Source organism: Salipiger thiooxidans (assembly GCF_900102075.1).
Taxonomy (GTDB): Bacteria; Pseudomonadota; Alphaproteobacteria; order Rhodobacterales; family Rhodobacteraceae; genus Salipiger; species Salipiger thiooxidans.
Genome location: NZ_FNAV01000003.1, coordinates 200,486 through 226,194, shown reverse-complemented (window position 1 = coordinate 226,194; position 25,709 = coordinate 200,486). Strand labels below are relative to the sequence as shown.

The 25,709-nt window shown below is 64.7% G+C and carries 26 protein-coding genes; 13 read left to right on the top strand and 13 right to left on the bottom strand.

Features of this window, described 5'->3' with window-relative positions; all coding sequences use genetic code 11:
* Positions 1 to 75: 75 nt before the first annotated feature.
* Complete coding sequence (locus BLQ77_RS05450; protein ID WP_089956394.1) at positions 76 to 504, bottom strand: c-type cytochrome; 429 nt, start codon at positions 502 to 504, stop codon at positions 76 to 78.
* Positions 505 to 640: 136 nt separating this feature from the next.
* On the opposite strand from BLQ77_RS05450, the gene idi reads away from it, so the two are divergent.
* Positions 641 to 1,165, top strand: coding sequence for an isopentenyl-diphosphate Delta-isomerase (gene idi / locus BLQ77_RS05445; protein ID WP_089956391.1), 525 nt, complete (start codon positions 641 to 643; stop codon positions 1,163 to 1,165).
* 4 nt (positions 1,166 to 1,169) lie between these two features.
* Here the strand turns inward: idi and BLQ77_RS05440 are convergent, their stop codons facing one another.
* The 3 genes from BLQ77_RS05440 to BLQ77_RS05430 are packed head-to-tail and all read right to left on the bottom strand — an operon-like array spanning position 1,170 to position 3,466.
* Positions 1,170 to 1,763 carry a Smr/MutS family protein gene (locus tag BLQ77_RS05440; protein WP_089956388.1) on the bottom strand — a complete coding sequence of 198 codons (594 nt, stop codon included), beginning with the start codon at positions 1,761 to 1,763 and terminating at the stop codon, positions 1,170 to 1,172.
* On the bottom strand, positions 1,760 to 2,803 hold the full coding sequence (gene mltA, locus BLQ77_RS05435) for a murein transglycosylase A (protein WP_089956385.1): 1,044 nt from the start codon (positions 2,801 to 2,803) through the stop codon (positions 1,760 to 1,762). Before mltA ends, BLQ77_RS05440 begins: the two co-directional genes overlap by 4 nt.
* Positions 2,804 to 2,806: 3 nt before the next feature.
* Positions 2,807 to 3,466: a Tim44/TimA family putative adaptor protein gene (locus BLQ77_RS05430; protein WP_008887087.1), complete on the bottom strand. Its 660-nt coding sequence runs from the start codon at positions 3,464 to 3,466 to the stop codon at positions 2,807 to 2,809.
* Positions 3,467 to 3,569: 103 nt separating this feature from the next.
* On the opposite strand from BLQ77_RS05430, the gene BLQ77_RS05425 reads away from it, so the two are divergent.
* Both BLQ77_RS05425 and secB read left to right on the top strand, forming a co-directional pair.
* Entirely contained in the window at positions 3,570 to 4,085 is a 516-nt protein-coding gene (locus BLQ77_RS05425) for an FxsA family protein (protein ID WP_089956381.1), read from the top strand.
* Between the two features lie 58 nt (positions 4,086 to 4,143).
* Positions 4,144 to 4,653, top strand: coding sequence for a protein-export chaperone SecB (gene secB, locus BLQ77_RS05420; protein ID WP_089956378.1), 510 nt, complete (start codon positions 4,144 to 4,146; stop codon positions 4,651 to 4,653).
* A 4-nt stretch (positions 4,654 to 4,657) separates the two neighbouring features.
* Here the strand turns inward: secB and dnaQ are convergent, their stop codons facing one another.
* Genes dnaQ through BLQ77_RS05400 form a run of 4 tightly spaced genes read right to left on the bottom strand, consistent with a single transcriptional unit; the run spans position 4,658 to position 7,359 of the window.
* Positions 4,658 to 5,350, bottom strand: coding sequence for a DNA polymerase III subunit epsilon (gene dnaQ, locus BLQ77_RS05415; protein WP_089956374.1), 693 nt, complete (start codon positions 5,348 to 5,350; stop codon positions 4,658 to 4,660).
* A complete protein-coding gene (gene coaE / locus BLQ77_RS05410) occupies positions 5,343 to 5,933 on the bottom strand; it encodes a dephospho-CoA kinase (protein WP_089956371.1) in 591 nt (196 codons plus the stop codon). The genes dnaQ and coaE overlap by 8 nt, the downstream gene beginning before the upstream one ends.
* On the bottom strand, positions 5,930 to 6,763 hold the full coding sequence (locus tag BLQ77_RS05405; RefSeq protein WP_089956368.1) for a shikimate dehydrogenase: 834 nt from the start codon (positions 6,761 to 6,763) through the stop codon (positions 5,930 to 5,932). The genes coaE and BLQ77_RS05405 overlap by 4 nt, the downstream gene beginning before the upstream one ends.
* The gene (locus BLQ77_RS05400; RefSeq protein WP_089956363.1) at positions 6,760 to 7,359 is read right to left on the bottom strand and encodes a Maf family protein; all 600 of its coding nucleotides are present in this window, start codon (positions 7,357 to 7,359) and stop codon (positions 6,760 to 6,762) included. The genes BLQ77_RS05405 and BLQ77_RS05400 overlap by 4 nt, the downstream gene beginning before the upstream one ends.
* A gap of 530 nt (positions 7,360 to 7,889) precedes the next feature.
* Between BLQ77_RS05400 and rho the strand changes: the two genes are divergently transcribed.
* From rho to BLQ77_RS05370, 6 genes are read left to right on the top strand one after another with little or no spacing between them, the layout of a single operon-like run.
* Positions 7,890 to 9,161: a transcription termination factor Rho gene (gene rho, locus BLQ77_RS05395; protein WP_008887316.1), complete on the top strand. Its 1,272-nt coding sequence runs from the start codon at positions 7,890 to 7,892 to the stop codon at positions 9,159 to 9,161.
* Between the two features lie 19 nt (positions 9,162 to 9,180).
* Positions 9,181 to 10,464, top strand: coding sequence for a tRNA uridine-5-carboxymethylaminomethyl(34) synthesis GTPase MnmE (gene mnmE, locus BLQ77_RS05390; RefSeq protein ID WP_089956359.1), 1,284 nt, complete (start codon positions 9,181 to 9,183; stop codon positions 10,462 to 10,464).
* Between the two features lie 12 nt (positions 10,465 to 10,476).
* Entirely contained in the window at positions 10,477 to 12,345 is a 1,869-nt protein-coding gene (mnmG, locus tag BLQ77_RS05385) for a tRNA uridine-5-carboxymethylaminomethyl(34) synthesis enzyme MnmG (RefSeq protein ID WP_089956356.1), read from the top strand.
* Positions 12,342 to 12,965 (top strand): 16S rRNA (guanine(527)-N(7))-methyltransferase RsmG, encoded by a 624-nt coding sequence (gene rsmG, locus BLQ77_RS05380; RefSeq protein WP_089956352.1) that lies wholly within the window; start codon positions 12,342 to 12,344, stop codon positions 12,963 to 12,965. The genes mnmG and rsmG overlap by 4 nt, the downstream gene beginning before the upstream one ends.
* Positions 12,958 to 13,767: a ParA family protein gene (locus tag BLQ77_RS05375; RefSeq protein ID WP_089956350.1), complete on the top strand. Its 810-nt coding sequence runs from the start codon at positions 12,958 to 12,960 to the stop codon at positions 13,765 to 13,767. Before rsmG ends, BLQ77_RS05375 begins: the two co-directional genes overlap by 8 nt.
* Before the next feature lie 24 nt (positions 13,768 to 13,791).
* On the top strand, positions 13,792 to 14,697 hold the full coding sequence (locus BLQ77_RS05370) for a ParB/RepB/Spo0J family partition protein (RefSeq protein ID WP_089956347.1): 906 nt from the start codon (positions 13,792 to 13,794) through the stop codon (positions 14,695 to 14,697).
* Positions 14,698 to 14,745: 48 nt separating this feature from the next.
* On the opposite strand, the gene hemW is transcribed toward BLQ77_RS05370, so the two are convergent.
* From hemW to rph, 3 genes are read right to left on the bottom strand one after another with little or no spacing between them, the layout of a single operon-like run.
* Positions 14,746 to 15,897 carry a radical SAM family heme chaperone HemW gene (gene hemW, locus BLQ77_RS05365; RefSeq protein ID WP_089956344.1) on the bottom strand — a complete coding sequence of 384 codons (1,152 nt, stop codon included), beginning with the start codon at positions 15,895 to 15,897 and terminating at the stop codon, positions 14,746 to 14,748.
* A complete protein-coding gene (gene rdgB, locus BLQ77_RS05360) occupies positions 15,890 to 16,501 on the bottom strand; it encodes an RdgB/HAM1 family non-canonical purine NTP pyrophosphatase (RefSeq protein WP_089956340.1) in 612 nt (203 codons plus the stop codon). Before rdgB ends, hemW begins: the two co-directional genes overlap by 8 nt.
* On the bottom strand, positions 16,498 to 17,211 hold the full coding sequence (rph, locus tag BLQ77_RS05355; protein ID WP_089956336.1) for a ribonuclease PH: 714 nt from the start codon (positions 17,209 to 17,211) through the stop codon (positions 16,498 to 16,500). The genes rdgB and rph overlap by 4 nt, the downstream gene beginning before the upstream one ends.
* A gap of 115 nt (positions 17,212 to 17,326) precedes the next feature.
* Here rph and hrcA point away from each other — a divergent pair, with 115 nt between their 5' ends.
* On the top strand, positions 17,327 to 18,391 hold the full coding sequence (gene hrcA, locus BLQ77_RS05350; RefSeq protein ID WP_008886507.1) for a heat-inducible transcriptional repressor HrcA: 1,065 nt from the start codon (positions 17,327 to 17,329) through the stop codon (positions 18,389 to 18,391).
* A 9-nt stretch (positions 18,392 to 18,400) separates the two neighbouring features.
* Positions 18,401 to 18,958, top strand: a complete 558-nt coding sequence (locus BLQ77_RS05345; protein ID WP_089956333.1) for a nucleotide exchange factor GrpE — start codon at positions 18,401 to 18,403, stop codon at positions 18,956 to 18,958.
* 119 nt (positions 18,959 to 19,077) lie between these two features.
* Here the strand turns inward: BLQ77_RS05345 and mutS are convergent, their stop codons facing one another.
* Positions 19,078 to 21,720 (bottom strand): DNA mismatch repair protein MutS, encoded by a 2,643-nt coding sequence (mutS, locus tag BLQ77_RS05340; protein ID WP_165617033.1) that lies wholly within the window; start codon positions 21,718 to 21,720, stop codon positions 19,078 to 19,080.
* Positions 21,721 to 21,853: 133 nt separating this feature from the next.
* On the opposite strand from mutS, the gene BLQ77_RS05335 reads away from it, so the two are divergent.
* Positions 21,854 to 24,109 (top strand): NADP-dependent malic enzyme, encoded by a 2,256-nt coding sequence (locus BLQ77_RS05335; RefSeq protein ID WP_089956327.1) that lies wholly within the window; start codon positions 21,854 to 21,856, stop codon positions 24,107 to 24,109.
* Between the two features lie 34 nt (positions 24,110 to 24,143).
* Entirely contained in the window at positions 24,144 to 25,022 is an 879-nt protein-coding gene (locus BLQ77_RS05330; protein WP_089956325.1) for a ribokinase, read from the top strand.
* Positions 25,023 to 25,037: 15 nt separating this feature from the next.
* On the opposite strand, the gene msrA is transcribed toward BLQ77_RS05330, so the two are convergent.
* Positions 25,038 to 25,685 carry a peptide-methionine (S)-S-oxide reductase MsrA gene (msrA, locus tag BLQ77_RS05325; RefSeq protein WP_089956321.1) on the bottom strand — a complete coding sequence of 216 codons (648 nt, stop codon included), beginning with the start codon at positions 25,683 to 25,685 and terminating at the stop codon, positions 25,038 to 25,040.
* Positions 25,686 to 25,709 lie beyond the last annotated feature (24 nt).

Genomic DNA, 25,709 nt, shown 5'->3' with positions numbered 1-25,709 from the left:
ATCGTTCTCGCGGGTCTGTCGCCCTGTCGCGTCGCCGCCCGCCTCTCTCGCAGGGCGCCCGGGACGGGCAGGGGCTCAGTTGGCGGGGGCCACCGATACCAGGTAGGCGTAGACGTCGGCCGCGCCGTCCTTGAGTTTGAAGGTCATGCCCGAGCGAGCGCCGCTGTCGCCGAGGTAGTCCTGCAGGAAGGCGGACGGATCCTGCACGTAGGTCTCGAAGGTCTCCTCGTCCCAGACGAGCCCCTTTTCATTCGCTTCGTGGATCGAGGCCTTGTAGCGGAAATCCTCGACCGCGCCGGCGGGGCGGCCGATCACGCCGTAGAGGTTCGGGCCGGTGCGGCCGCCCTTGACGATCACTTCGCCCGCGTCGTCAACGACGGAGTGACAGGACCGGCAGCGCTTCTTGAACAGGTCCTCGCCGGCAGCGGCATCGCCCGCGTCCTGTGCGACGGCGGTTCCGGCAAGAGTCACTGCAGCGAGGGCCGTGGCTATCTTGAGTTTCATGGTATGTCTCCCGTGACACGTCTCCGGGGCCGAGGCTACTCCGGGAAAGGCTGCGTGAACAACAGTTTGAGCCGGACATGCGACCAATTGGCAGTGCCCGCTTGACGATCGGGGCCGGGCAACGGAAACAGACGCCATGAATACCAGCATCCCCGCATGGGTCGACGGTGTCCTGACACCGGTCGACAAGATCGAAGCGCACCTGCGCGGACTCCGCCACAAGGCCGTGTCCGTCTTCGTGCTGCGCGGGGACGAGATCCTGCTCCAGCGACGGGCGCTCGGCAAGTATCACACGCCCGGGCTCTGGGCGAACACCTGCTGCACCCACCCGCACTGGGACGAGGCGCCCGAGACCTGCGCCGCGCGCCGGCTCGAGGAAGAGCTCGGCATCACCGGGGTCGCGCTCGAACCGCGCGGGCAGGTGGAATACCGTGCCGATGTAGGTGGCGGGATGATCGAGCACGAGCTCGTGGACATCTTCGTGGCCGAGGCGCCCGAGGGCATGACCATCGCGCCGAACCCGGACGAGGTGATGGACACCGACTGGGTGGCGCTCGATGCGCTGCGGGCGCGGACCGTCTCCGAGGCCGGAAGTTTCACGCCGTGGCTGCGGATCTACCTGTCGGACCACACTGAACAGATCCTGCCCGGCCGCGGCTGACGCCCTAGCGCCGCTTCTTCAGATAGACGTAATACGCGCCCGACCCGCCGTGCTTGCCGTGCGCCTCGGTGATCTGAAGCACCGCATGCGAGACGCCGGGCATCCGCAGCCACTGCGGCACCTGCGTCTTGAGCACGCCGCGCCGGCGCGGCATCGGGTCGTGGGGATCCTCGCGCAGCCCCTTGCCGGTGATCACCAGCACCAGCCTCAGCCCCAGCGTCACGGACATGAGGATGAAGCGCACCAGTTCGGGATGGGCCTCGTTCAGGGTCATGCCGTGCAGGTCGAGCCGCGCCTCGGGCACCAGCTTGCCGCGCTTCATCCGGGTAAATGCCTTGGAATCCATCCGCACTGGCTCGCGCGAGAGCCGGTCCGAGGTGGTACCGAGGTAGTCGTAATGCTCGGGCGACGCGGGCGCGGAGCTGCCCATCGAGAAGGGCGGAAGGGGATCGCGCGGCGGCGGCAGCGGCTTGCGCGGCTTGGCCGAGGGATCGACCGCGGGCTTCGGCTTGGCCGGAGCGCCAGGGAGCCGCGTCGCGGTCTTCGCGACTTGTTGCCAGAGTTCGAGCTCTTCCGGCCGGAGACGGCGCTTGCTCATAGGACCGATTCCGGCAGCAGCGCATAGGCGCGCTGGATCGGCAGAAGCACGAGCAGCCGCCCCGTATCCTTGATCTCGCCCGCCCGCTGCCCGGCGGTGTCGCCGGTCCCAAAGAAGATGTCGGCGCGCTGTGCGCCCTTGATGGCCGACCCCGTATCCTGCGCAATCATCAGGCGACGCATCGGCTCGGCGCCGTCCTTCTCGATCCAGACCGGCGCACCGAGCGGGATGAAGGCCGGGTCGACCGCGATCGAACGCATCGGCGTGATCGAGCGGTTCATCGCACCAAGCGGCCCACGGTCGGCCGGAACCTCGTTCACCTCGCGGAAGAACACGTAGGAATCGTTGTGATATAGCAGCTCCTCGCCTTCGAGCGGGTTGGTGCGCACCCAATCCTTGATGCGCTCGGCCGAAACCTGGTGCGCTTCGAAGGTGCCACGACGCACCAGTTCCTGCCCGATGGAGTTGTAGGGCTGGCCATTAGCGCCACCATATCCCACACGCAGATGCCGGCCATCCGGCAGACGGATACGGCCAGATCCTTGAATTTGCAGGAAGAAAAGCTCCACCGGATCATCGACCCAGGCGATCTCGAGATCTCGGCCCTCCATCACGCCCGAGGTCAGGATCTCGCGCCGGGTGAGCCACGGTCGGGTCTCGTTGGCTTCCACCGGCATCCGGTAGATCGGGTAGCGGAACTGCTGCGAGGGCACTTCCGAGCCGTCGAGCTCAGGCTCGAAATAGCCGGTGAAGAGCCCGTCCTGACCATCGCTGATCAGGACGGGACGGAAGAAAAGTTCGAAGAAATCGCGGGCGTCGTCTGTTTCACGTGCAACAGCGCAGAGGCTTGTCCAGTCCGGCGCGTTCATGTCGCCGCAGGTCTCGGCGAACACCTTCAGCGCCGCGGCGTGATCGTCCCCGGCCCAGCCGTCGAGATCGGCAAAGTCGAGGATCTCGTATGTGGTCTCGGTTTCCGCCGCGCTCATGGTGCCTGCCATCGCCATGCCTGCCACAAGCGCAGCACGGATCGCCCGCCACATCGTTTATTCGTCGGTTGCGACCAGCTGCCAGTTCGGATCGTCGGTGCCCATGTTGCGGGCATAGGTCCAGACATCCTTCTGACGCTTCACCGTCCGGGGGTTGCCCTCGACGATCTCGCCAGCGGCATTCTTCACCACCGAGGTCAACTCGCCCACGTATTTCACCGTGATCTCGGCCAGCTGCCGCGTCTCGTCGAAGCTTGCGTCCACGAGGCTCAGCTCGCGCACGCCGACGAACTCGGCCTCGACGGTCAGCCCCTGCTGGCCACGCTGTTCGATGACATCCGAGAACGTCTCGTAGATCTCGTCCGACAGGAACGGTTTCAGATCCTCGATCTCGCCATTGTCGAAGCCCATGAGGATCATCTCGTAGGCACCGCGCGCGCCCGAGAGGAACTCGGTCACGTTGAACGATGGCTCGATGCGTTTCATCTTCGCAAGCGCCTCGGCGGCGGGGCTGTTCTCGGGGACGTGGTCGGTGATGTCGTGGTCTGGGCCGCCTTCGATCACCTCGAAGTCGCGCTTGCGGTCATCCCGCTTCGCCGGGGCCGGAGCCTCAGGTTTCTCGAACCCGTCTCGCGTCCCCAGAACGCTGCGCAACCGCAGGATCAGGAAAATTGCGATCCCGGCAAGGACCAGAAGCTGGACGATCGGCGTGTTCATCGGCACCTCATGCGCGCAAACGTGGAACTTTCTGTGTTCCATCCCTATGTAGGTGCTGGGTTCCGGCAAGTCTACCGGGGCTCGGACGCAAGGGAGACCCGACATGTGGCTTTTTCTGGCATTTCTCATGGTGCCGCTCATCGAGATCGGCCTGTTCATCCAGGTCGGAGGGCTGATCGGGCTCTGGCCGACGCTCGCCATCGTGATCCTGACGGCAATACTGGGAACCGCGCTGGTCCGCTCGCAGGGGATCAAGGCGCTTGGGGATGTGCAGGGCTCGTTTTCGCGGCTGGAGGATCCGACCACGCCGCTGGCGCATGGCGCGATGATCCTTCTCGCCGGTGCGCTGCTGCTGACGCCGGGCTTTTTCACCGACGCCATGGGCTTTGCGCTGCTGGCGCCGCCGGTGCGGCTGGCCGTGATGCGCTACGTCTCGAAACGGGTCACCGTGTCGCGCTTCGAGATGGGCGGGCGCACCGCGCCGGGACCGGCACCGCGGCATGACATGCGCCACGATCCGCGCCCGGCAGCGCCAGGTGAAGTGATCGAGGGCGAATTCACCGAGGTTCCGCAGGGGAAGAAGCCCAATCATCCGGGATCTGGCTGGACGAAGCATTGAGGCGTCCGCGACTGGCTGCTATGGCAATGCAGACCCTGTCCGAGGAGTGAGAGACACCATGGAAGAGATCCAGGAAAACGGCGCTGCGGCAAGCGCGGCACCGGCCCCCGTCAAGATGAACGTGCTGGCACAATTCGTGCGCGACCTGTCCTTCGAGAACATCCTGTCGCAGAAGGGCACCGCGGGCGAGGTTCAGCCCGACGTTCAGGTTCAGGTCAACCTCGACGCCAAGAAGCGCACCGCCGAGCACCAGTACGAAGTGGTGATGAAGCTGAAGGTCGAGTCGAAGTCCAAGGGCTCGGACACCACGCTGTTCCTGCTCGAGATGGACTACGCCGGCGTCTTCCACATCGAGAACGTCCCCGAAGACCAGCTGCACCCGTTCCTTCTGATCGAATGCCCGCGGATGCTGTTCCCCTTCGCGCGCCGCATCGTCTCGGACGTGACCCGCGACGGTGGCTTCCCGCCGCTGAACCTTGAGATGATCGATTTCGTCGCGCTCTATCGCAACGAGCTGGCCCGCCGCGCCCAGGCGCAGGCCGCCGGATCGCAGCGGCTCGACGCCTGATCCTTCAGCCGCGCGTCCAGAGCGCGTTGGCCCCGAGCTTTTCGACAAAGGCGGCGTGAGCCGCCTTTTCTTCTTCGCTGAGCCGCGACGGCAGGGCAACGGCGCGTCGCTGCGGCCGCCAGTCGCCGGCACTGGAGGAGTCGGCCCCTGATTTCTGCCCCGCCGGGGTCAGAACGAGGTCCGGCTGCTTGCCACCGATCAGTTCCAGGTAAACGTCGGCGAGGATTTCGCTGTCGAGAAGCGCGCCGTGCAGGGTCCGCGACGAGTTGTCGATTCCGAAACGGCGGCAAAGCGCGTCGAGCGAGGCCGGTGAGCCCGGAAACTTTCGCCGCGCGATCTCGAGCGTGTCGATGGCGCAGTCGCGGGGCAGCTGAGGGCGCTTCGACCAGCGCAATTCGGCGTTCAGGAACTTCACGTCGAAGGCCGCATTGTGGATCACCAGCTTCGCATCGCCGATGAATTCGAGGAAATCGTCGACGATCTGCGCGAACAGCGGCTTGTCGCGCAGGAAATCGTCGCCCAGCCCGTGTACCTCGAAGGCTTCGTTCGGCATCGAGCGTTCGGGATTGATGTACTGGTGATAGGTCTTGCCGGTGGGAACGTGGTTGTAGAGCTCGACGGCGCCGATTTCCACGATCCTGTCCCCGGTCTCGGGCTCGAAGCCCGTGGTTTCCGTATCGAGCACGATCTCACGCATGTCGCCGCCTTTCTATCTCCGTCATCACCTTCTGCACCTGTGCCTGCGCATGCTCAAGCGTGTCGGTGACGATCACGAAATCCGCGCGGGCGCATTTCTCTTCGTTGGGCATCTGCCGGGCGAGGATCCGGTCGAGATCCTCCGCGCTCATCGTTCCGCGCGCCAGAACGCGCTCGCGCTGGAGTTCCGCGGGAATGGTGACACATGCCACGGCGTCCATCTCGGACTCGCATCCAGTCTCGAAGAGCAAAGGAATGTCGAAAACCACGACACGATCGGGGTTCGCAGCGGCAAAATCGGCTCGATCTGCGCGCACGAGCGGGTGAACGATGGCCTCGATGGCGCGTAGCGCGTCGGGATCAGAGGCAATGATCTCGCGCAGACGGTCACGCGAGACGGCAGCATTCTCGATTGCGGCCGGAAATCGCGCACGCATCGGCGCCACAGCGGCACCACCGGGCGCGTAGAGCCGGTGAACGGCCGCATCCGCGTCCCAGACCGCGCAGCCCGCGTCGGCGAAGAACCCAGCGGTCGTGGACTTTCCCATGCCGATGGAGCCGGTGAGCCCGAGCCGGAAGCTCATCCGAGGATGGCCGCGCGGGTGGACTCGTCGACCTCGGGTCGCTGGCCGAACCAGCGCTCGAAGCCGGGCACCGCCTGGTGGATCAGCATGCCAAGCCCGTCCACGCAGGTGCAGCCCTGTTCCTCGGCGACGCGCAGCAATCTTGTCTGCAGCGGCGTGTAGACGAGGTCGGTCACCACGGTTCCCGGCTTCAATCCGTCGAGCGGCACGCGCAGCTCAGCCCTTCCAACCATCCCGAGGGAGGTCGAATTCACCACCAGCGCCGCATCTTCCATGACATTTCCCGCGTGGACCCACTCCACGACGCGCAAACGCGAGCCGAAGTCCTCGCGCAGCTTCTCCGCTCGCATCCGCGTGCGGTTCGAGATGAGAATTTCCGGCACACCGGCCTCGAGCAGCGAGGCAACGACGGCGCGCGCAGCGCCGCCGGCGCCCAGAAGCACGGCGGGACCGGCTGTCGGGTCCCAATCGGGCGCGCCTTGGCGAAGATTTTCGAGAAATCCGTAGCCGTCGGTGTTGTCAGCGTGAATCCGGCCGTCCTTGCGAAAGATGATCGTGTTCGCGGCACCGATCAGCGTCGCCCGGTCGGAGACCAGATCGGCGATCTCCATCACCTTTTCCTTGTAGGGAATGGTGACGTTCACGCCGACGAACCCGAGATCGGGCATCGTACGCATGGCCGTCTCGAGCTTTTCGGGCGCGATGTCCATCGGCACATAAAAGCCCGCGAGTCCGTATTGGCGCAGCCAGTGGCCGTGGAGCCGGGGCGACCGCGAATGCGCGACGGGGGATCCGATCACGCCGGCAAGGGGAATACGGTGGTCTGTCATGCGGGAATGATCCTCCGGACCGACAGGAAGGCAAGAAGTTCGAGCAGCGGCAGCCCGAGGACGGTGAAATGGTCGCCCTCGACGCGTCCGAACAGCCGCACCCCCTCTTCCTCGAGCTTGTAGCCGCCCACCGAGTGGCGAATGCTCTCCCAGTTTCGGGCGATATAGTCGTCGAGATAGGCGTCAGAGACATCGCGCATGTGCATTCTCGCCACGCCGACGTGCCGCCAGAGCGGTTCTCCGCCCTGGTAGATCACCGCACCGGAGTAAAGATGGTGCCGTTGACCGCGCAAACGGACGAGCTGAGCGCGCGCTTCGGCCGGATTTTGCGGTTTCGCGAAGATTTCGTCGCCGAGCGCGAGGATCTGATCGCATCCAAGGACGAAATCCTGGGGATTTTTCTGCGAAACACGGCGCGCTTTGTACTCCGCGAGCGCGTCGGCGAGGTCCCGAGGGCTCGCCCCCTCGTCCTCAAGGGCCGCCCTGATGGAGGATTCGTCGACTCGGGCGGGCTCGATTCGGTGCGGAACGGCCGCATTCCGGAGCATCTGGGCGCGAATTTCGGATCCGGACGCGAGGATGAGCTCCGTCTGCATGTGGAAAAACCTGTCGAAAGCTGTGTGGTTTCGTCAGGGGATGGTTCTGAGGAAAATCCACGCGACATGCAAGCCGGGGGACAAATGCCGAGTTTGCACGATGAGTCGGTGTGAGTCCTCCGCCTGTGGGAAGGGATAACACGTCGCTGGGGACGGCTTGCCTTGAGCACAGCTTGTCCTTGAGTTTTCCCACATGCAGATATGCAGCTGAACTGCCTGTTTTTCGGAGGAAATACGCGTTTCGGAAGAAACTGCGATCTTGCCCTCCACAAAGTTTTCCACAGGCTGTGAAGCCCGGGACAAGACGCGCATAAGCAAATAATCCACCGCGCGACGGGGGGCCTAGATCAACATCTTCCTATTCTATCTTTCTTTTAAAATTATGAATCCTTCCCTCCGCGCACCCATCTTCGAGAATGATTGACTCGACGGGTCGGGATGATTACTTCCATCTCCGACGCCCGTCCGGGTGTGTCGTTTTCCCAAAGACTGCCAGATACGGGGCCGAGCATCGGTCCAAAGGAGTCATGATGAGCGAAGAAAAGCTCAACCTCGCTGACCTGAAGGCCAAGAGCCCCAAAGACCTGCTCTCGATGGCTGAGGAGCTCGAGATCGAGAACGCCTCGACCATGCGCAAGGGCGAGATGATGTTCCAGATCCTTCGCGAGCGGGCGGATGAGGACTGGCAGATCTTCGGTGACGGCGTTCTCGAGGTGCTCCAGGACGGTTTCGGCTTCCTGCGCTCGCCGGAAGCCAACTATCTTCCCGGTCCCGACGACATTTACGTCTCTCCGGAGATGATCCGGAAGTACTCGCTGCGCACCGGCGACACCGTCGAGGGCGAGATCCGCGCGCCCGATGGCGAGGAACGCTATTTCGCGCTGGTCGATGTCACCAAGATCAACTTCGAGGATCCCGATCGGGCGCGTCACAAGATCGCCTTCGACAACCTCACGCCGCTCTATCCCGACGAGCGGCTGAAGATGGAGATCGAAGATCCGACCATCAAGGACCGCTCCGCCCGGATCATCGACCTGGTCGCGCCGATCGGGAAGGGGCAGCGTTCGCTCATCGTGGCGCCGCCACGGACCGGTAAGACGGTTCTGCTGCAGAATATCGCCGCCTCGATCGAAAAGAACCACCCGGAGTGCTACCTCATCGTCCTGCTGATCGACGAACGGCCGGAAGAGGTCACGGACATGCAGCGGTCGGTGAAGGGCGAGGTGATCTCGTCGACCTTCGACGAACCGGCCACGCGGCACGTCGCCGTCTCGGAAATGGTCATCGAGAAGGCCAAGCGGCTTGTTGAGCACAAGCGAGATGTTGTGATCCTGCTCGACTCGATCACAAGACTTGGTCGTGCGTTCAACACTGTGGTGCCCTCTTCGGGCAAGGTTCTGACCGGTGGTGTGGACGCAAACGCTCTGCAGCGGCCGAAGCGGTTCTTCGGGGCTGCGCGGAACATCGAGGAAGGCGGTTCGCTGACCATCATCGCAACCGCGCTGATCGACACCGGCAGCCGTATGGACGAGGTGATTTTCGAGGAATTCAAGGGCACCGGCAACTCGGAGATCGTGCTCGACCGCAAGGTGGCCGACAAGCGCGTGTTCCCGGCTATGGACATCCTCAAGTCGGGCACCCGGAAGGAAGATCTCCTGGTCGACAAGACCGACCTGCAGAAGACCTTCGTGCTGCGCCGGATCCTCAACCCCATGGGCACCACAGATGCCATCGAGTTCCTGATCTCGAAACTGAAGCAGACCAAGACGAACTCGGAATTCTTCGACTCCATGAACAGCTAGGACCCGCCGGGAGGCAGGCTTGGACACCATTTTCGCCCTCGCAAGCGCGCCGGGAAAGGCCGGCGTGGCAGTCATTCGCGTTTCCGGGCCGTTGGCGTGGGAGGCCGGGGTGCGTCTTGCGGGATCCTTGCCAGAGCCACGGCGGACGGCGGTGCGTGTTCTGCGGGACCGGCAGGGTGGTGTGCTCGACGAAGCGCTCGTCCTGGCGTTTCCGGACGGCGCGAGTTTCACCGGCGAGCGGGTGGTGGAGTTCCAGATCCACGGAAGTCAGGCCATCCTGAGGGCGGTTCTGCGGGAGCTCGATGCCGTCGACGGGCTCCGGATGGCTGAGCCGGGCGAGTTCACCCGGCGTGCGCTCGAGAATGACCGACTTGATCTGACCCAGGTCGAGGCCCTGGCGGATCTGATCGAGTCCGAAACCGAGAGCCAGCGGGTTCAGGCGCTTCGGGTGTTTTCCGGAGCGCTCGGTCAGAAGGTCGATGGTTGGCGCCGTGATCTGATCCAGGCCGCGTCGCTGCTCGAGGTTACCATCGACTTCGCCGACGAGGAGGTGCCAGTCGATGTCTCCGATGACGTCTCGGGTTTTCTGGATCGAGTGACCTTGGCACTTGAGGCAGAGCTGCGCGGGCTGGATGCGGCGGAGCGAATCCGCAGCGGGTTCGAAGTTGCCATCGTCGGTGCTCCGAATGTAGGTAAATCAAGTCTTCTCAATGCTTTGGCAGGACGAGATGCCGCCATTACCTCGGAAATTGCGGGCACCACGCGGGACGTCATTGAGGTTCGGATGGAGATCGCCGGGCTTCCGGTGACGTTGCTGGACACGGCGGGGTTGCGCGAGACGCAGGATCCGGTCGAAAAGATCGGCATCGCGCGGGCGCTTGATCGGGCGCGGACGTCGGATCTGCGCGTGATCCTTGTCGATGATCGCGGGTTGCCTGAGATTACACCTGTCGAGGGCGACATCGTGGTCGGGTCCAAAGCGGATTTGACCGGCCATGCGAACGGGCTTTCGGCGGTGACGGGGCAGGGTGTCGATCGGCTGGTGCGGGAAATCGGCGAGCGCCTTTCAGAGCGGGTGCAGTCCGCCGGGCTTGCGACGCGCGAACGGCACCGGGTGGCCTTTGAACAAGGCAAGACTTCGCTTGGTGCGGCGAAGGACCTGCTCACACGTGGTTCGGATTGCTATGATCTTGCGGCGGAGGAAATCCGCTCTGCGATTCGAAGCCTGGAGCTGTTGATCGGGCGTGTGGATGTCGAAAACCTTCTGGACGAAATCTTCTCGAGTTTCTGTCTTGGTAAGTGAGGAGTGTTTCACGTGAAACATCGCGATTTCGATGTGGTCGTCGTGGGTGGCGGTCATGCGGGTGCAGACGCCGCGGCCGCTTCTGCGCGCATGGGCGCCAAGACGGCGCTTGTCACGCTCACCGAGGCCGGAATCGGGGTGATGTCGTGCAATCCGGCCATCGGTGGACTGGGGAAGGGACACCTCGTCCGCGAGATCGACGCGATGGATGGCGTGATGGGTCGGGTTGCGGACCGGGCTGGCATCCAGTTCCGTCTTCTCAACCGCCGCAAAGGGCCAGCAGTGCAGGGACCACGGGCCCAGGCTGATCGCAAGATCTACCGGGAAACCATGCAGCGAGAGATGCGCGGGACACCCAACCTGACCGTCGTCGAGGGTGAGGTTGTTGATCTTCTGCTAAACGGTCGAACGGTCGGCGGTGTCGTTCTGGACGATGGCAGTGAGCTCAAGGCATCGGCTGTGGTGTTGACGACCGGGACATTCCTGCGCGGAGTGATCCATATCGGTGACAAGTCCCGTCCCGGCGGACGTATGGGGGACAGGCCTTCCGTTCGCCTTGCCGAGCGGATAGACGAGCTTGGGCTCGAGTTGGGCCGTCTCAAGACTGGGACGCCACCGAGGCTCGACGGTCGGGCGATCGCCTGGGATCAGCTTGAAGAACAACCGGGAGATGAAGATCCGGTGCTGTTCTCTTTCCTGTCAGATGCGCCTTATGCCCGTCAGGTCAGTTGCGGCATCACGCACACCAATGAGCGGACGCACGAGATCATTCGCGGAAACCTCGACCGGTCTGCGATGTATGGCGGACATATCGAAGGCATCGGCCCGCGCTATTGCCCGTCAATCGAGGACAAGGTCGTGCGATTTTCCGACAAGCTATCGCACCAGATTTTCCTTGAACCGGAAGGACTTGACGACCACACGATCTATCCGAACGGGATTTCGACCTCGCTCCCGGAAGACGTTCAGGTTGACTATGTCCGCTCGATCTTTGGCCTCGAGAATGCAGTGATCCTGCAGCCGGGCTACGCCATCGAGTATGATTTCGTCGATCCACGCTCACTTGATCTTCGTCTTGCGGTGCGAAATGTCTCTGGTCTCTTCCTCGCAGGCCAGATCAATGGCACGACCGGCTATGAAGAAGCCTCGGCGCAGGGCCTGGTCGCAGGTCTGAATGCCGCGGCCGAGGCGCTTGGTCGGGATCCGGTGCAGTTCGGGCGCTCGGACTCCTATATCGGGGTCATGGTCGACGACCTCACGACCCGCGGCGTGACCGAGCCGTACCGCATGTTCACCTCGCGCGCCGAGTTCCGGCTTTCACTGCGCGCGGATAACGCCGATCAGCGGCTGACTCCCAAGGCCATTGAGCTTGGCTGCCTGTCCGATGAGCGACGTGCGAGCTTCGAACGCAAGATGGAACGGCTCGCGCAGGGCAGACAGATGCTGGAGACGCGCCAGTTCGCTCCGCGTGCTCTGGTGGATATGGGTCTGCAGGTTGCGCCCGATGGGCAGAAGCGAAATGGGTTTCAGCTTCTGGCCTTCCCTGACGTGACCATGTCGACGCTTGTGAGTGGCGAACCGTCGTTCTCGGAAATTCATCCGGAAATTGCGCTTCAGCTTGAACGCGATGCGCTCTACGCGAATTACATCGAACGCCAGAAGCGCGACGTAGAAGCGCTGCGACGCGACGAGGCCATGGTCATCCCGCGCGACTTCGATTTTGCGGCGATCGACGGCCTCTCGAACGAACTCAAGCACAAGCTATCGCTCGCGCGGCCAGAAAATCTTGCTCAAGCGGGGAAGGTTGACGGTGTGACCCCCGCGGCGCTCTCCCTTCTGTTGCTGATGCTGCGGCGCCATGGCCAGGTAAAGTCGGCATGACCGTGTTGGACCCCCGGCTCCCCGGGCTTGATGTTTCACGTGAAACACAGGAAAAACTCGACCACCTCGTTGCGCTCCTCGCCAAGTGGTCCCCGCGCATCAATCTCGTCTCCCGAACCACGCTGGAGGACAGCTGGACGCGCCATATCCTGGATTCGGCGCAGGTCTTCAGCGTTCCCGAGGTGCATTCCGGACACTGGGCCGACTTTGGATCCGGCGGAGGTTTTCCTGGCCTCGTCGTCGCAATCCTTGCGCAGGAGCTGGCGCCGGACCTCAAGGTTACCCTTGTCGAAAGCGACCAGCGGAAGTCCGTTTTTCTTCGTACCGCGCTGCGCGAAACCAAAGTCGACGCACAGATCCTGAACGAGCGCATCGAAAAGGTCTCGCCACTTCAGGCCGACGTAATAAGCGCTCGCGCGCTCGCGGATCTTACGGCTCTGCTGGCGTTTGCGGATCGGCACATGTCCAAAACCGGGCGTGCGGTCTTCCTTAAAGGCGCAAACTGGAAAAAAGAGCTCGAAGCCGCGCGGGAATCGTGGAAGTTCGACTGCGCCGAGCGTAAGAGTATCACAGATCCCAACGCAGTCGTCCTGAGCATCGGAGCCCTGACTCATGTCTGACCCGTCGCGCCCCAGCGGCCCCAAGATCATTGCCATTGCGAACCAGAAGGGCGGGGTGGGAAAAACCACAACAACCATCAATCTCGGGGCGGCGCTCTCGGAAAAAGGTCTGAAAGTGCTCGTTGTGGACCTCGATCCACAGGGAAACTCGTCGACCGGGCTCGGGATCGAGCCTGATGACCGGCAGTTCACCACTTACGAGTTGCTGCTCGAGGACGCGACGCTCGACGAGATCATCCAGAAAACCGACCAGGAAAATCTCTTTCTGATCCCCGCCACGGTCGACCTGAGCTCTGCAGACGTCGAGCTTGTCGCCAACGAGAAGCGTAGTTTCCTGCTTCGTGACGCGCTGCGGCAATCCGGGATGGCTCAATATGGATACGATTACATCCTGATCGACTGCCCTCCGTCGCTGAACTTGCTGACCGTCAACGCGATGGTCGCGGCGCATTCGGTGCTCGTGCCGCTTCAGAGCGAATTTTTCGCGCTCGAGGGCCTTTCGCAGCTCATGCTCACCATTCGCGAAGTTCGCCAAAGCGCCAATACCGGCCTGAGGATCGAAGGCGTGGTGCTCACCATGTACGATTCCCGCAACAATCTCTCCCGCCAGGTTGAAGATGACGCGCGCGCTAACCTCGGCGATCTCGTGTTCTCGACGGTGATCCCGCGCAACGTGCGCGTGAGCGAGGCGCCGTCCTTCGCCATGCCTGTGCTGACCTACGACGGGCAGTCGAAGGGGGCGCTGGCCTACCGCGCGCTGGCAGAGGAGCTCCTGCGCAAGAACGCCAAGATGGCGGCCTGACAAACACAAGAAGAAAGAGCAGATATGGCAGACAAGAAGGAACAACGCCGGGGCCTCGGACGCGGACTCTCCGCGCTGATGTCGGACGTCGATCTCGTCCCGGCGCAGGAAGCTGACCAGACGACGCCGAGGTCGCCGGATCGTCTCGTTCCGATCGAGTCGGTCGTTCCGAACAAGGACCAGCCGCGTCGCACCTTCACCGAAGACCACCTGCGCGAGCTTTCCGAGTCGATCCGCGCCAAGGGTATTCTGCAGCCGATTATCGTCCGTCCCGCGCCCGGTTCCGAAGGCCAGTTCGAGATCGTCGCCGGCGAACGCCGCTGGCGCGCCGCGCAGCTCGCTCAGCTCCATGAAGTTCCGGTGCTTGTCCGCGATCTGGACGATCAGGAAACGCTGGAAATCGCGATCATCGAGAACATCCAGCGCGCTGACCTGAACGCCATCGAAGAGGCGGCCGGGTACAAGCAGCTGATGTTCCGTTTCGGCCACACGCAGGAGAAGATCGCCGAGGCGCTTGGAAAGAGCCGGAGCCACATCGCCAACCTTCTCCGGCTTCTGAACCTTCCCGAAGGCGTGCAGGAGCATGTGCGGAACGGCGAACTCAGCGCCGGCCATGCCCGTACGCTGGTCACGGCCCGCGATCCAGAGACCATGGCGCAGCAAATCATGGATAAGAAGCTCTCGGTTCGGCAGGCTGAGGCTCTGTTGCGTGCCGAAAGCCAGCCGCCGCGGCAACGTCCGGATCCTGCATCCTACCCGATGGAGAAGGATGCGGATACGCGCGCTCTCGAGGGCGATCTCTCGGCCGCGGTCGGCATGAAGGTCAGCATCTCGAACAAGCCCGGGGCAGAATCCGGCACGCTGACGATTTCCTACAACAATTTCGAGCAGCTCGACGCGCTTTGCATGATCCTCAGCGTCGCGCGCTGATCGGATCTTTGGCGCGGGGATGACCCCGCGCCCACCAATCTTGGAAAATCAGAGCAGTTCGGATGTCAGGGTGTTCAGCACCATGCGTCCTTGCAGCGTAGCACCAAATCGCGTGGCATCGCGCCAGATGAGCCCCAGATCCTGAAACTTCGCGAGCGGCATCTCCTCGAAACGGGTTCCGCCGATCTCGCGGGCGCGTTCCAGATCTAGGCCCTCAGACAGCCTCATCCCCATCATGATGTATTCTGCCCATACATCTTCACCAGTCAGCGGCAAGAGGCTCTCATCGCCGCTCCCAGCTTCGGCAGCCGCGATCCACAGACCCGGAAGTCTCCGGGCGACACTCGCGTGACGAACACCGTTCAGCGTCACCCGGCCATGCGCCCCCGGACCGATCCCGACGTAGTCGCCACCGCGCCAGTAGACGAGGTTGTGGCGCGACATCGCGCCCGGTTGGGCATGGTTAGAGACTTCATAGGCCTCGAACCGGGCGGCACCGCAGATTTCCTGCGTCGCAAGATACATGTCCGCGCCCAGATCCTCATCCGGCAAACCCTTCAACCCGCCCGCCTGCGCACGCTCCCAGAAGGCGGTGCCTTCCTCGATGGTCAGCTGGTAAAGCGACAGGTGATCCCCGGCGAGGTCCAGCGCCTCGCGCAGTTCGGTCTCCCAGGCGGCCAGCGACTGACCCTGCCGGCCGTAGATCAGGTCGAAACTGACCCGCGAGAACGTCGAACGCGCGATATCGAGCGCAGACAGAGCCTCATCGACCCCGTGCAACCGGCCGAGCCGGCGAAGATCGTCGGGCCGCAGGGCCTGAACGCCAAGCGACACGCGATTCACGCCGACGCCGGCAAACCCCTCGAACTTGCGGATCTCGACGGAGCGCGGATTGGCCTCGAGCGTGATTTCGATGTCGTTGGCCCAGGCCCAGTGATCGCGTGAGGCGCGCAGCACCGCACCGACGGTTTCGGGCTGCATCAGAGACGGTGTGCCGCCCCCGAAATAGATCGAGCGCAGCATCCGTCCTTCGGTGAGCGCGCCGTAGCGTGCGAGCTCGCGCACCAGAGCCTCGGCCCAGCGGGTTTGATCCACATGGGCCGTGACGTGGCTGTTGAAATCGCAATAGGGGCACTTGGCCTCGCAGAAGGGCCAGTGTACATAGAGGCCGAAGCCTCCGTCGCGCCAGGTCTCAGGCAAAACAGCCCTTCACGAACTTGGCGAACGCGTCCGCGCGGTGGCTGATCCGGTTCTTCTCCCAGCGGTCCATCTCGCCGAAGGTGATGTCGTAGCCCTGCGGCTGGAACACCGGGTCGTAGCCGTGCCCCTGATCGCCGCGCATCGGCCAGACCACCTGGCCCTCCATCACGCCCGGGAAAACCTCGTCATGGCCGTCGGGCCAGGCGAGCACCAGCGTGCAGCAGAAACGCGCAGTCCAGGGCTGCGCCGCGCCCGAGGCCAGAAGCTCGTCATGCGCACGGGTCATCGCCATGACGAAGTCGCGGCCATTGCCGGTTTCGGCCCAATCGGCGGTGTAGACACCGGGCGCGCCGCCAAGCGCGTCGATCTCGATGCCGCTGTCGTCGGACAGGGCAGGGAGACCGGTCGCCTGTGCCGCCGCATGCGCCTTGATGCGGGCGTTCTCGACGAAGGTGGTTCCGGTTTCATCCGGCTCCGGCAGACCCAGCTCGGCATTGCCGACCACGCTCACGCCGAAGGGCTTGAGCAGGTCGGTGATCTCGTCGAGCTTGCCCTGGTTGTGGGTGGCGACCAGAAGCCGGTCGCCCTCGAACTTGCGGGTCATGCCACTGCGGCCTTCTGCGCCTCGACAAGCTGCGCCACGCCCTTTTCAGCGAGGTCCATGAGCTCGCTCATCTGCGCCCGCGAGAAGGTCGCGCCCTCGGCCGACATCTGCACTTCGATGAGCTGGCCGTCGCCGCGCAGGATGAAGTTGCCGTCGACGCCGGCTTCGCTGTCCTCGGGGTAGTCGAGGTCGAGGATCGGCTGGCCCGCATAGATGCCACAGCTCACCGCCGCGACCGGCGAGACCAGCGGATCGGTCTTCACGTCGCCGGCTTTCATCAGCTTGTTGACCGCGAGCCGCAGCGCGACCCAGCCGCCGGTGATCGAGGCACAGCGGGTGCCGCCATCGGCCTGGATCACGTCGCAGTCGATGGTGATCTGGCGTTCGCCGAGTGCCACGCGGTCGACACCTGCACGCAGCGAGCGGCCGATCAGGCGCTGGATCTCGACGGTGCGTCCACCCTGCTTGCCCGAGGTTGCCTCGCGGCGCATGCGCGAGCCGGTGGAGCGCGGCAACATGCCGTATTCCGCGGTGACCCAGCCCAGACCCGAGCCCTTGATGAAGGGCGGCACACGCTCTTCAAGCGAGGCGGTGCAGATGACCTGGGTGTCGCCCACCTTGATCAGGCACGAGCCCTCTGCATGTTTCGTGGTCCCCGTCTCGATTGAAACGGTGCGCATTTCGCTTAAATGTCGTCCTGACGGTCTCATCGGCGCCCCTTTCTCGGTTGCGTCCGGGATAATGGTGCCTCGCAATCCCCGCAACCCCGATTGACGGCGCCATGGAGCCACCGTTTTATGACCGCAGGACGCGGAGAGGCGACGAATGAAAGAAGGCAGCAGACTGCTCGACGAGATGAACGACCGCTCGCGCGAGGTCTTTCGCAAGGTTGTCGAAAGTTACCTCGAATTCGGCGACCCGGTCGGGTCGCGCACGCTTACCCGGTCGCTCAGCGAAAAGGTCTCCGCCGCGACCATCCGCAACGTGATGCAGGATCTCGAGTTCCTCGGGCTTCTCGACAGCCCGCATGTGAGCGCGGGACGGATTCCCACCCAGCTTGGGCTGCGGATGTTCGTCGACGGGCTGCTCGAGGTGCGCGATCTCGACCATACCGACCGCGAGAAGCTGGATGCGACGCTCGGCAGCGGGGCCGATGATGTGGGCGGCGTGCTTGACCGTGTGGGGGCGGCGCTCTCGGGCGTGACCCATGGCGCGTCTCTGGTGCTGACGCCGAAGCACGAGGCGCCGATCAAGCACATCGAGTTCGTGAGCCTCGGCCACGACCGCGCGCTGGTGGTGCTGGTCTTCGGGGACGGCCACGTCGAGAACCGTCTCTTCACGCCGCCGCCGGGTCAGACCCCGAGCTCGATGCGCGAGGCGGCGAATTTCCTGAATGCATTGATCGGGGGGCGTACGCTGGCCGAACTGCGCCGCATCATGGCCGACGAGATCGCCCGGCGCCGGCAGGAAATCGACACGCTTGCGGCGGATCTGATCGAGGCCGGGCTGGCGAGCTGGGAGGGGCAGGGCGACACTTCGGCGCGTCTCATCGTGCGCGGCAGGGCGAATCTTCTGGGCACCGAGGCCGAGACAGATGAGCTCGGTCGCATTCGCACGCTCTTCGACGACCTCGAGCGCAAGCGGGACATTGCCGAATTTCTGGAGCTGGCCGAAGCGGGCGACGGTGTGCGCATTTTTATTGGTTCGGAGAACAAACTTTTCTCACTTTCGGGTTCCTCTCTGGTGGTCTCTCCATATATGAACGCGGATCGAAAGATCATCGGCGCGGTGGGTGTGATTGGGCCCACGCGTCTAAACTACGGCCGGATCGTCCCAATCGTGGACTACACGGCGCAGCTGGTCGGCAAGCTGATTGCCGAACGGAGCTAGAGGTGAAGAATGGCAGACCCGAAAGACGACGAGTTTCTCGACGATATCGAAGCCGCCGAGGCGGAGGCCATGGCGGATGACGCCGAAGAGATCGACAGCGCAGAGGCAGAGCTCGACGCCCTGCGCGCCGAGCGCGACCAGTTCAAGGACCGCTTCATGCGGGCGCTGGCGGATGCCGAGAACGCCCGCAAGCGGGCCGACAAGGATCGCCGCGAAGCGCAGCAGTATGGCGGCACGCGGCTCGCGCGTGACCTGCTGCCGGTCTACGACAACATGCAGCGGGCGCTGAGCGTGGCGCGCGAGGAGAAGGCTGGCGATGCGCTGATCGAAGGCGTCGAGCTGACGCTGCGCGAGCTTCTCAACGTGTTCTCGAAGCACGGGATGACAGCCATCAAGCCCGAGGTCGGCGACAAGTTCGACCCGCAGCAGCACGAGGCGATGTTCGAGGCGCCGGTGCCTGGCACCCGTGCCGGCGAGATCATCCAGGTCTCGGCCGAGGGCTTCATGCTTTACGACCGCCTGCTGCGTCCGGCGCAGGTCGGTGTGAGCTCGATGCCCGCAAGCTGAAGGTTCGGGGAAGAGAGGGGGGCGCTGCCCCCTCGGCGCGTTCCGCGCCTCACCCCCGGAGTTTACCTGGCAAGATGAAGATCGGAAGAGGGCGGTCCCGAGGTGGGGCCGCCCTCTTGCTATTCCGTCAGCAGCGTCTTGAGCTCGTAGAGAGCCTGAAGCGCCTCGCGAGGGGACATGTCGTCGGGCAGGATGCTCGCCAGCCGTTCCTCGACGGGCGAGGGGCCGGCGGCGGGTTTCGGGGCCGGCGCTGCGACGGCGGCGGCCGAGAAGAGCGGCAGGTCGTCGATGAGCGCCTTGGGGGCGGCGCGCTCTCGTTCGCCCTGTTCCAGCGCGTCGAGGATGGTGCGGGCGCGGTCGGTCACGGCCTTGGGCAGGCCCGCGAGCTGCGCCACCTGCACCCCGTAGGAGCGGTCGGCGGCGCCGTCGCGCACCTCGTGCAGGAAGATGACCTCGCCGTCCCATTCCTTGACCGCGACGGTGGCGTTCTTCACGCCCTCGAGTTTGCCGGCGAGCACCGTGAGCTCGTGGTAGTGCGTGGCGAAGAGGCCGCGCACCCGGTTGACCCCGTGCAGGTGTTCGAGCGTCGCCCAGGCGATGGAGAGCCCGTCGTAGGTCGCGGTGCCGCGACCGATCTCGTCGAGGATAACCAGCGCCCGGTCGTCGGCCTGGTTGAGGATGGCGGCGGTCTCGACCATCTCGACCATGAAGGTCGAACGCCCGCGGGCGAGGTCGTCCGAAGCGCCGACGCGGCTGAAGATCTGGCTGATCAGGCCCACATGGGCGCGTTTCGCCGGGACGTAGGAGCCCATCTGGGCCAGCAGCGCGATCAGCGCGTTCTGGCGCAGGAAGGTCGACTTACCGGCCATGTTGGGACCTGTGAGCAGGGTGACCGACGCGGCCTCGCCCTCGGCGGTGAGGCCGCAGTCGTTGGCGATGAAGGGCCCGGCGCCCTGGGTCTGCAACGCGCGCTCGACCACCGGGTGGCGGCCGCCCCGGATGTCGAAGGCGCGGCTCTCGTCCACCTGCGGGCGGCACCAGTCCTGCGCGCGGGCGAGATCGGCCAGACCAAGCGCCAGGTCGAACTCCGAGAGTGCCAGGCCGGTCTCGGAGAGCTGCGCCGCCTGCGCGAGAATGGCCTCTCTCAGGCTGGAATAGAGCCGCTTTTCGATCTCTAGCGCCTCGTTCCCGGCATTCAGGATGCGGGTCTCGAGCTCGGTCAGCTCGACGGTGGTGAAGCGCACCTGGTTGGCGGTGGTCTGGCGGTGGATGAAGATCTCGTTGAGTGGCGCCGACATCATCTTCTCGGCGTGGGTCGCGGTGGTCTCGATGAAGTAGCCCAGCACGTTGTTGTGCTTGATCTTCAGCGAGTTCACCCCGGCCTGTTCCGCGTATTGCGCCTGCATCGCCGCGACCACGCTGCGGCCCTCGTCGCGCAGCTTTCGGGCTTCGTCGAGGCCCTCGTCGTAGCCGGGTGCGATGAAACCGCCGTCCCGCGCCAGTAGCGGCGGCTCGGCGATCAGCGCGGCGTCGAGCAGGGCCAGCAGTTCGTCATGGCCGTGCAGCGCGGTGCGGGCCTCGGCCAGCAGGTCGGGCAGGTCGGCCTCGCCAAGGGCCAGCGCGATCTCCTCAGCCTGTTCCAGCGCATTGCGGACAGAGGCGAGGTCGCGCGGGCCGCCGCGGTCGAGTCCGAGCCGGGACAGCGCACGGTCGAGGTCGGGGACCTTGCGCAGCTTGTCGCGCAGGGCGGCGCCGAGTGCGCTGTCCATGGCCCAGTCGATGGCCTCGAGCCTGCGGCCGATCACCGCGAGGTCGCGGGCAGGGGATGAGACGCGCCGTTCGAGCAGCCGCGCGCCGCCCGGCGTCACCGTGCGGTCGATCACCGAGAGCAGCGAGCCCTGACGGCCGCCGTTCATGGAATGGGTCAGTTCCAGATTGCGCCGGGTCGCCGCGTCGATCTGCAGCAGCCGCGAGATCGCGTCGCGCTGCGGGGCGCGCAAGAGTGGTAGCCGACCCTTCTGGGTGATGTCGAGGTAGTCGACCAGCGCGCCCATCGCCGCGAGCTCGGCGCGGCTGAAGCTTCCGAAGCCTGCCAGCGTCTGCACCCCGTAGAGCGTGCAGAGCCGTGTCTCGGCGCCGCTGGAATCGAAGGAGGCGCGGCCCAGCACCGTGGGGTAGATCCCGAGATCACCCAGCACCGGCCGCAGTTCCCCGTCGACCGTGTCCGAGACCAGCAGCTCGGAGGGCGCAAGCCGCGCCAGCTCGGCACCGATGCGGGCCTGTGCCAGCGGCATCACGTGGAACGCGCCGGTCGAGATGTCGGCCCATGCCAGGGCCCATTCGTCTCTGACCCTGCCCAAAGCGACCAGGAAATTGTGCCGGCGCGCCTCGAGCAGCGACTCCTCGGTCAGCGTCCCTGGGGTCATCAGCCGCACCACTTCGCGCCGCACGACGGACTTGGCGCCGCGCTTCTTGGCCTCGGCCGGACTTTCCATCTGCTCGCAGACGGCGACGCGGAACCCCTTGCGGATCAGCGTCAGGAGATAGCCCTCGGCCGCATGTACCGGCACGCCGCACATGGGGATGTCGTCGCCCGCGTGCTTGCCGCGCTTGGTGAGCGCGATGTCCAGTGCTTCTGCCGCCGCCGCCGCGTCGTCGAAGAAAAGTTCGTAGAAATCGCCCATCCGGTAGAACAGCAGGGCGTCGGGATACTCTGCCTTGATCTCCAGATATTGCGCCATCATCGGCGTGACTGCCGTCATTCCGTCCCCCGCCTGTCGGTTCGGGCCAGACATAACAAAGCCCCCTCCCTGCGCGAAAGGCGAAAACGGCGCTGTTGAGCGAAGGTTTACCCTGCGCTAAGAGCTACGACGCCCAAGCGTTGGAGAGGAAGTCATGGCCAAGATCAAGTTCACCCGGGAAGAGGCGCTCGCCTTCCATCTCGAACCGACCCCAGGCAAGTGGGAGGTGCAGGCCACCGTCCCCATGACGACGCAACGCGATCTGAGCCTCGCCTACTCTCCCGGCGTCGCGATCCCCTGCGAGGACATCGCCGCCAACCCCGAGCTGGCCTATGATTACACCAACAAGGGTAACCTCGTCGCGGTGATCTCGAACGGCACCGCGGTGCTCGGTCTCGGCAACCTTGGAGCGCTCGGCTCGAAGCCGGTGATGGAGGGCAAGTCTGTGCTCTTCAAGCGCTTCGCCGACGTCAACTCGATCGACATCGAGCTCGACACCGAAGACCCCGAGGAATTCATCAAGGCGGTGCGGCTGATGGCGCCGACCTTCGGCGGCATCAACCTCGAGGATATCAAGGCGCCCGAGTGTTTCATCATCGAGCAGCGCCTCAAGGAAGAGTGCGACATCCCGGTGTTCCACGACGACCAGCACGGCACCGCGGTGATCTGTGCGGCGGGCCTGATCAACGCGCTGCACCTGAGCGGCAAGAAGATCGAGGACGTGAAGATCGTGCTGAACGGCGCGGGTGCGGCGGGCATCGCCTGCCTCGAGCTGATCAAGTCGATGGGTGCGAAGCACGACAACTGCATCATGTGCGATACCAAGGGCGTGATCTACCAGGGCCGCACCGAGGGTATGAACCAGTGGAAATCGGCGCACGCGGCGGTGACCGACGCGCGCACGCTCGAGGATGCCATGAAGGACGCCGACGTCTTCCTCGGCGTCTCGGCCAAGGGCGCGGTGACGCAGGACATGGTCCGCAGCATGGCCGAGAACCCGGTGATCTTCGCCATGGCGAACCCCGACCCCGAAATCACCCCGGAAGAGGCCCACGAGGTGCGTCCCGACGCCATCGTTGCCACCGGGCGCAGCGACTATCCGAACCAGGTGAACAACGTTCTCGGCTTCCCCTACCTGTTCCGCGGCGCGCTCGACATCCACGCCCGCGCCATCAACGACGAGATGAAGATCGCCTGTGCCGAGGCGCTGGCGGCCATCGCGCGCGAGGATGTGCCGGACGAGGTCGGGCTGGCCTATGGCAAGCAGCTGGCCTTCGGGCGCGACTACATCATCCCGACGCCCTTCGATCCGCGCCTCATCCATCGCATCCCGCCCGCGGTGGCGCAGGCGGGCATGGACACCGGCGCGGCGCGGCGGCCGATCATCGACATGGAGGCCTATGAAGAGACGCTTCGGGGCCGCATGGACTCGACCGCGCCGATCCTCCGCAGCATCAACAACCGCGCGCGCCAGGCGCAGGCCCGGATGATCTTCGCCGAGGGCGACGACCCGCGCGTGCTGCGCGCCGCGGTCATGTACCAGCGCAACGGGCTCGGAAAAGCGCTGGTCGTCGGCCGTGAAGATGACGTGCGCAAGAAGCTCGAGGAAGCCGGTCTCGGCGACGCGGTGCGCGAGCTCGAGGTGGTGAACGCGGGCAACACGCCGCATCTCGAGACCTACAAGGACTTCCTCTACAAGCGGCTGCAACGCCGGGGACGGGATCTCAAGGACATCCACCGTCTCGCCGCCCGCGACCGCCACGTCTTTGCCTCGCTGATGCTGGCGCATGGCCATGCCGAGGGTCTGGTGACCGGCGCGACCCGCAAGTCGGCGCATGTGCTCGAACGCATCAACACCGTCTTCGACGCTGACGCCCAGCACGGCGCGGTGGGCGTGACGGCGCTGCTGCTCAAGGGGCGGATCGTGCTGATCTCGGATACGCTGGTGCACGAGTGGCCCGAGTCCCACGATCTCGCCACCATCGCCGAGCGCGCCGCCGGCGTGGCACGGCATCTGGGCATGGAACCCCGCGTCGCCTTCGTCTCGTTCTCGACCTTCGGCTACCCGGTCTCGGAGCGGGCGCAGAAGATGCACATGGCGCCGCAGGTGCTGGACGAGCGCGGCGTCGATTTCGAGTACGAGGGCGAGATGACCGTCGATGTGGCGCTCAACGCCAAGGCGCAGGAGGCCTACCCGTTCCAGCGTCTCACCGGCCCGGCAAACATCCTCGTCGTTCCGGCCCGGCACTCGGCCTCGATATCGGTCAAGCTGATGCAGGAGATGGCAGGTGCCACGGTGATCGGCCCGATCCTCGCAGGGATCGACCAGTCGATCCAGATCTGCTCGACGAACATGACGGCGAATGACATCCTGAACATGGCGGTGCTCGCGGCCTGCAAGGTGGGCTGAACGCGTCACGTCGCGAGTTAAGGGGACAGAAAACATGACGATCTGGAATCTCGGATCCATCAACATCGACATCGTCTATGCGGTGCCGCACCTTCCCCTACCCGGAGAAACGCTTGCCGCCCTCTCGCTGACGCGGGGCCTGGGCGGCAAGGGCGCCAACATGTCCGTCGCCGCTGCCCGGGCCGCGGCGCGGGTGGTGCATCTGGGCGCCGTCGGCGAAGACGGGGCCTGGGCGGTCGAGCGGATGATGGAATACGGTATCGACACCCGGCTGATCACCACGGTCGATGGGCCCACGGGCCACGCCATCATCCTCGTCGATCGGGCGGGCGAGAATTCCATCGTCTTGCATCCCGGCGCAAATCACCTGATCTCCGAGGACCTGATGGGTCAGGCGCTGTCCGAGGCGGACACCGGCGACTACCTGCTTCTGCAGAACGAGACCCTGTTGCAGCGCGAGGCGGTCACGATGGCGCGCGATCTCGGGCTCAAGGTGGCCTACGCCGCCGCGCCCTTCGACGCCGAGGCCGCGCGCGGCGTGATGAGCCATGCCGATCTCATGGTGCTGAACGCGGTCGAGATGGAGCAGCTGCGCGCCGCCAGCGGGCAGGACCTCGCGGCGATCGGCGTCGAGACGGTGATCGTCACCGAGGGCGGCAGCGGCGGTCGCATCCATCGTGCCGAAAACGGCTGGGAGCCCGAGCATTTCGCCGCCCCCAGGGTCGAGGCGGTGGACACCACCGGGGCAGGGGACACCTTCACCGGCTACCTCGTCGCCGGGCTGGATCGGGGCCTTCCCTTGCGCCAGTCGGTCGAACTCGCGGCACGGGCCGCGGCGCTTATGGTCACGCGGCACGGCACCGCCGACGTGATTCCCGATCTCAAGGACGTGCAGGCGACCCGCTTCGGCTGATCGCCTTCGCGCAGGTCAGCCGCCGGCAAAGGGCGCGGCGCTGCCCCAGAGCTGGCGCACACGCTGGTCGCGCCCGCAGCCATCGCGGTATTTCTTGTAGGCCTTGGCCTGCTGGATCGGCCCGAAGCGGGTGAGCACGATGTTGCTCCCCTTGTAGTAGTCCTGGTGATAGGCCTCGGCGTCCCAGAACCGACCGGCCGGCAGGATCGGCGTCACGATGTTCTGCCCGAGCGCCGATTGCGCCTCTGCCTTGGCCTTTTCGGCAGCGGCCTTTTCGGCGGCGTTAGAGACGAAAATTGCCGTGCGATAGCTGTTTCCCCGGTCACAGAACTGCCCGCCCGCGTCCGTCGGATCGACCGAGCGGAAGAACATCGCCAAGAGCTGGTCCCGGGACACCCGGGCGCTGTCGTAGCTGATCCGGACGGCCTCGTAATGGCCAGTGCCGCCGCGGCTCACCTCCTTGTATGTGGGGTTGGAGCTCTTGCCGCCGGTATAGCCCGAGACGGCCTCGATCACGCCGGGAACCTTCTCGAAATCCGCCTCGACGCACCAGAAGCAGCCGCCGGCGACGACGATCTGCTGCCTTTCTCCGGCGCTGGCGCGGTGGGATTGCGCCGCGATGCCAAGCAGGATGGCGACGGCAAGGACGATGTTGCGGACCATGGTGACCTCCCTTTTCCACAAGGC

Bases quoted from the DNA above. Each gene is read 5' to 3' on its own strand.
- BLQ77_RS05450 (WP_089956394.1), bottom strand. From the start codon at position 504: ATGAAACTCAAGATAGCCACGGCCCTCGCTGCAGTGACTCTTGCCGGA.
- idi (WP_089956391.1), top strand. From the start codon at position 641: ATGAATACCAGCATCCCCGCATGGGTCGACGGTGTCCTGACACCGGTC.
- BLQ77_RS05440 (WP_089956388.1), bottom strand. From the start codon at position 1,763: ATGAGCAAGCGCCGTCTCCGGCCGGAAGAGCTCGAACTCTGGCAACAA.
- mltA (WP_089956385.1), bottom strand. From the start codon at position 2,803: ATGTGGCGGGCGATCCGTGCTGCGCTTGTGGCAGGCATGGCGATGGCA.
- BLQ77_RS05430 (WP_008887087.1), bottom strand. From the start codon at position 3,466: ATGAACACGCCGATCGTCCAGCTTCTGGTCCTTGCCGGGATCGCAATT.
- BLQ77_RS05425 (WP_089956381.1), top strand. From the start codon at position 3,570: ATGTGGCTTTTTCTGGCATTTCTCATGGTGCCGCTCATCGAGATCGGC.
- secB (WP_089956378.1), top strand. From the start codon at position 4,144: ATGGAAGAGATCCAGGAAAACGGCGCTGCGGCAAGCGCGGCACCGGCC.
- dnaQ (WP_089956374.1), bottom strand. From the start codon at position 5,350: ATGCGTGAGATCGTGCTCGATACGGAAACCACGGGCTTCGAGCCCGAG.
- coaE (WP_089956371.1), bottom strand. From the start codon at position 5,933: ATGAGCTTCCGGCTCGGGCTCACCGGCTCCATCGGCATGGGAAAGTCC.
- BLQ77_RS05405 (WP_089956368.1), bottom strand. From the start codon at position 6,763: ATGACAGACCACCGTATTCCCCTTGCCGGCGTGATCGGATCCCCCGTC.
- BLQ77_RS05400 (WP_089956363.1), bottom strand. From the start codon at position 7,359: ATGCAGACGGAGCTCATCCTCGCGTCCGGATCCGAAATTCGCGCCCAG.
- rho (WP_008887316.1), top strand. From the start codon at position 7,890: ATGAGCGAAGAAAAGCTCAACCTCGCTGACCTGAAGGCCAAGAGCCCC.
- rsmG (WP_089956352.1), top strand. From the start codon at position 12,342: ATGACCGTGTTGGACCCCCGGCTCCCCGGGCTTGATGTTTCACGTGAA.
- BLQ77_RS05375 (WP_089956350.1), top strand. From the start codon at position 12,958: ATGTCTGACCCGTCGCGCCCCAGCGGCCCCAAGATCATTGCCATTGCG.
- BLQ77_RS05370 (WP_089956347.1), top strand. From the start codon at position 13,792: ATGGCAGACAAGAAGGAACAACGCCGGGGCCTCGGACGCGGACTCTCC.
- rdgB (WP_089956340.1), bottom strand. From the start codon at position 16,501: ATGACCCGCAAGTTCGAGGGCGACCGGCTTCTGGTCGCCACCCACAAC.
- rph (WP_089956336.1), bottom strand. From the start codon at position 17,211: ATGAGACCGTCAGGACGACATTTAAGCGAAATGCGCACCGTTTCAATC.
- hrcA (WP_008886507.1), top strand. From the start codon at position 17,327: ATGAAAGAAGGCAGCAGACTGCTCGACGAGATGAACGACCGCTCGCGC.
- BLQ77_RS05345 (WP_089956333.1), top strand. From the start codon at position 18,401: ATGGCAGACCCGAAAGACGACGAGTTTCTCGACGATATCGAAGCCGCC.
- mutS (WP_165617033.1), bottom strand. From the start codon at position 21,720: ATGACGGCAGTCACGCCGATGATGGCGCAATATCTGGAGATCAAGGCA.
- BLQ77_RS05335 (WP_089956327.1), top strand. From the start codon at position 21,854: ATGGCCAAGATCAAGTTCACCCGGGAAGAGGCGCTCGCCTTCCATCTC.
- BLQ77_RS05330 (WP_089956325.1), top strand. From the start codon at position 24,144: ATGACGATCTGGAATCTCGGATCCATCAACATCGACATCGTCTATGCG.
- msrA (WP_089956321.1), bottom strand. From the start codon at position 25,685: ATGGTCCGCAACATCGTCCTTGCCGTCGCCATCCTGCTTGGCATCGCG.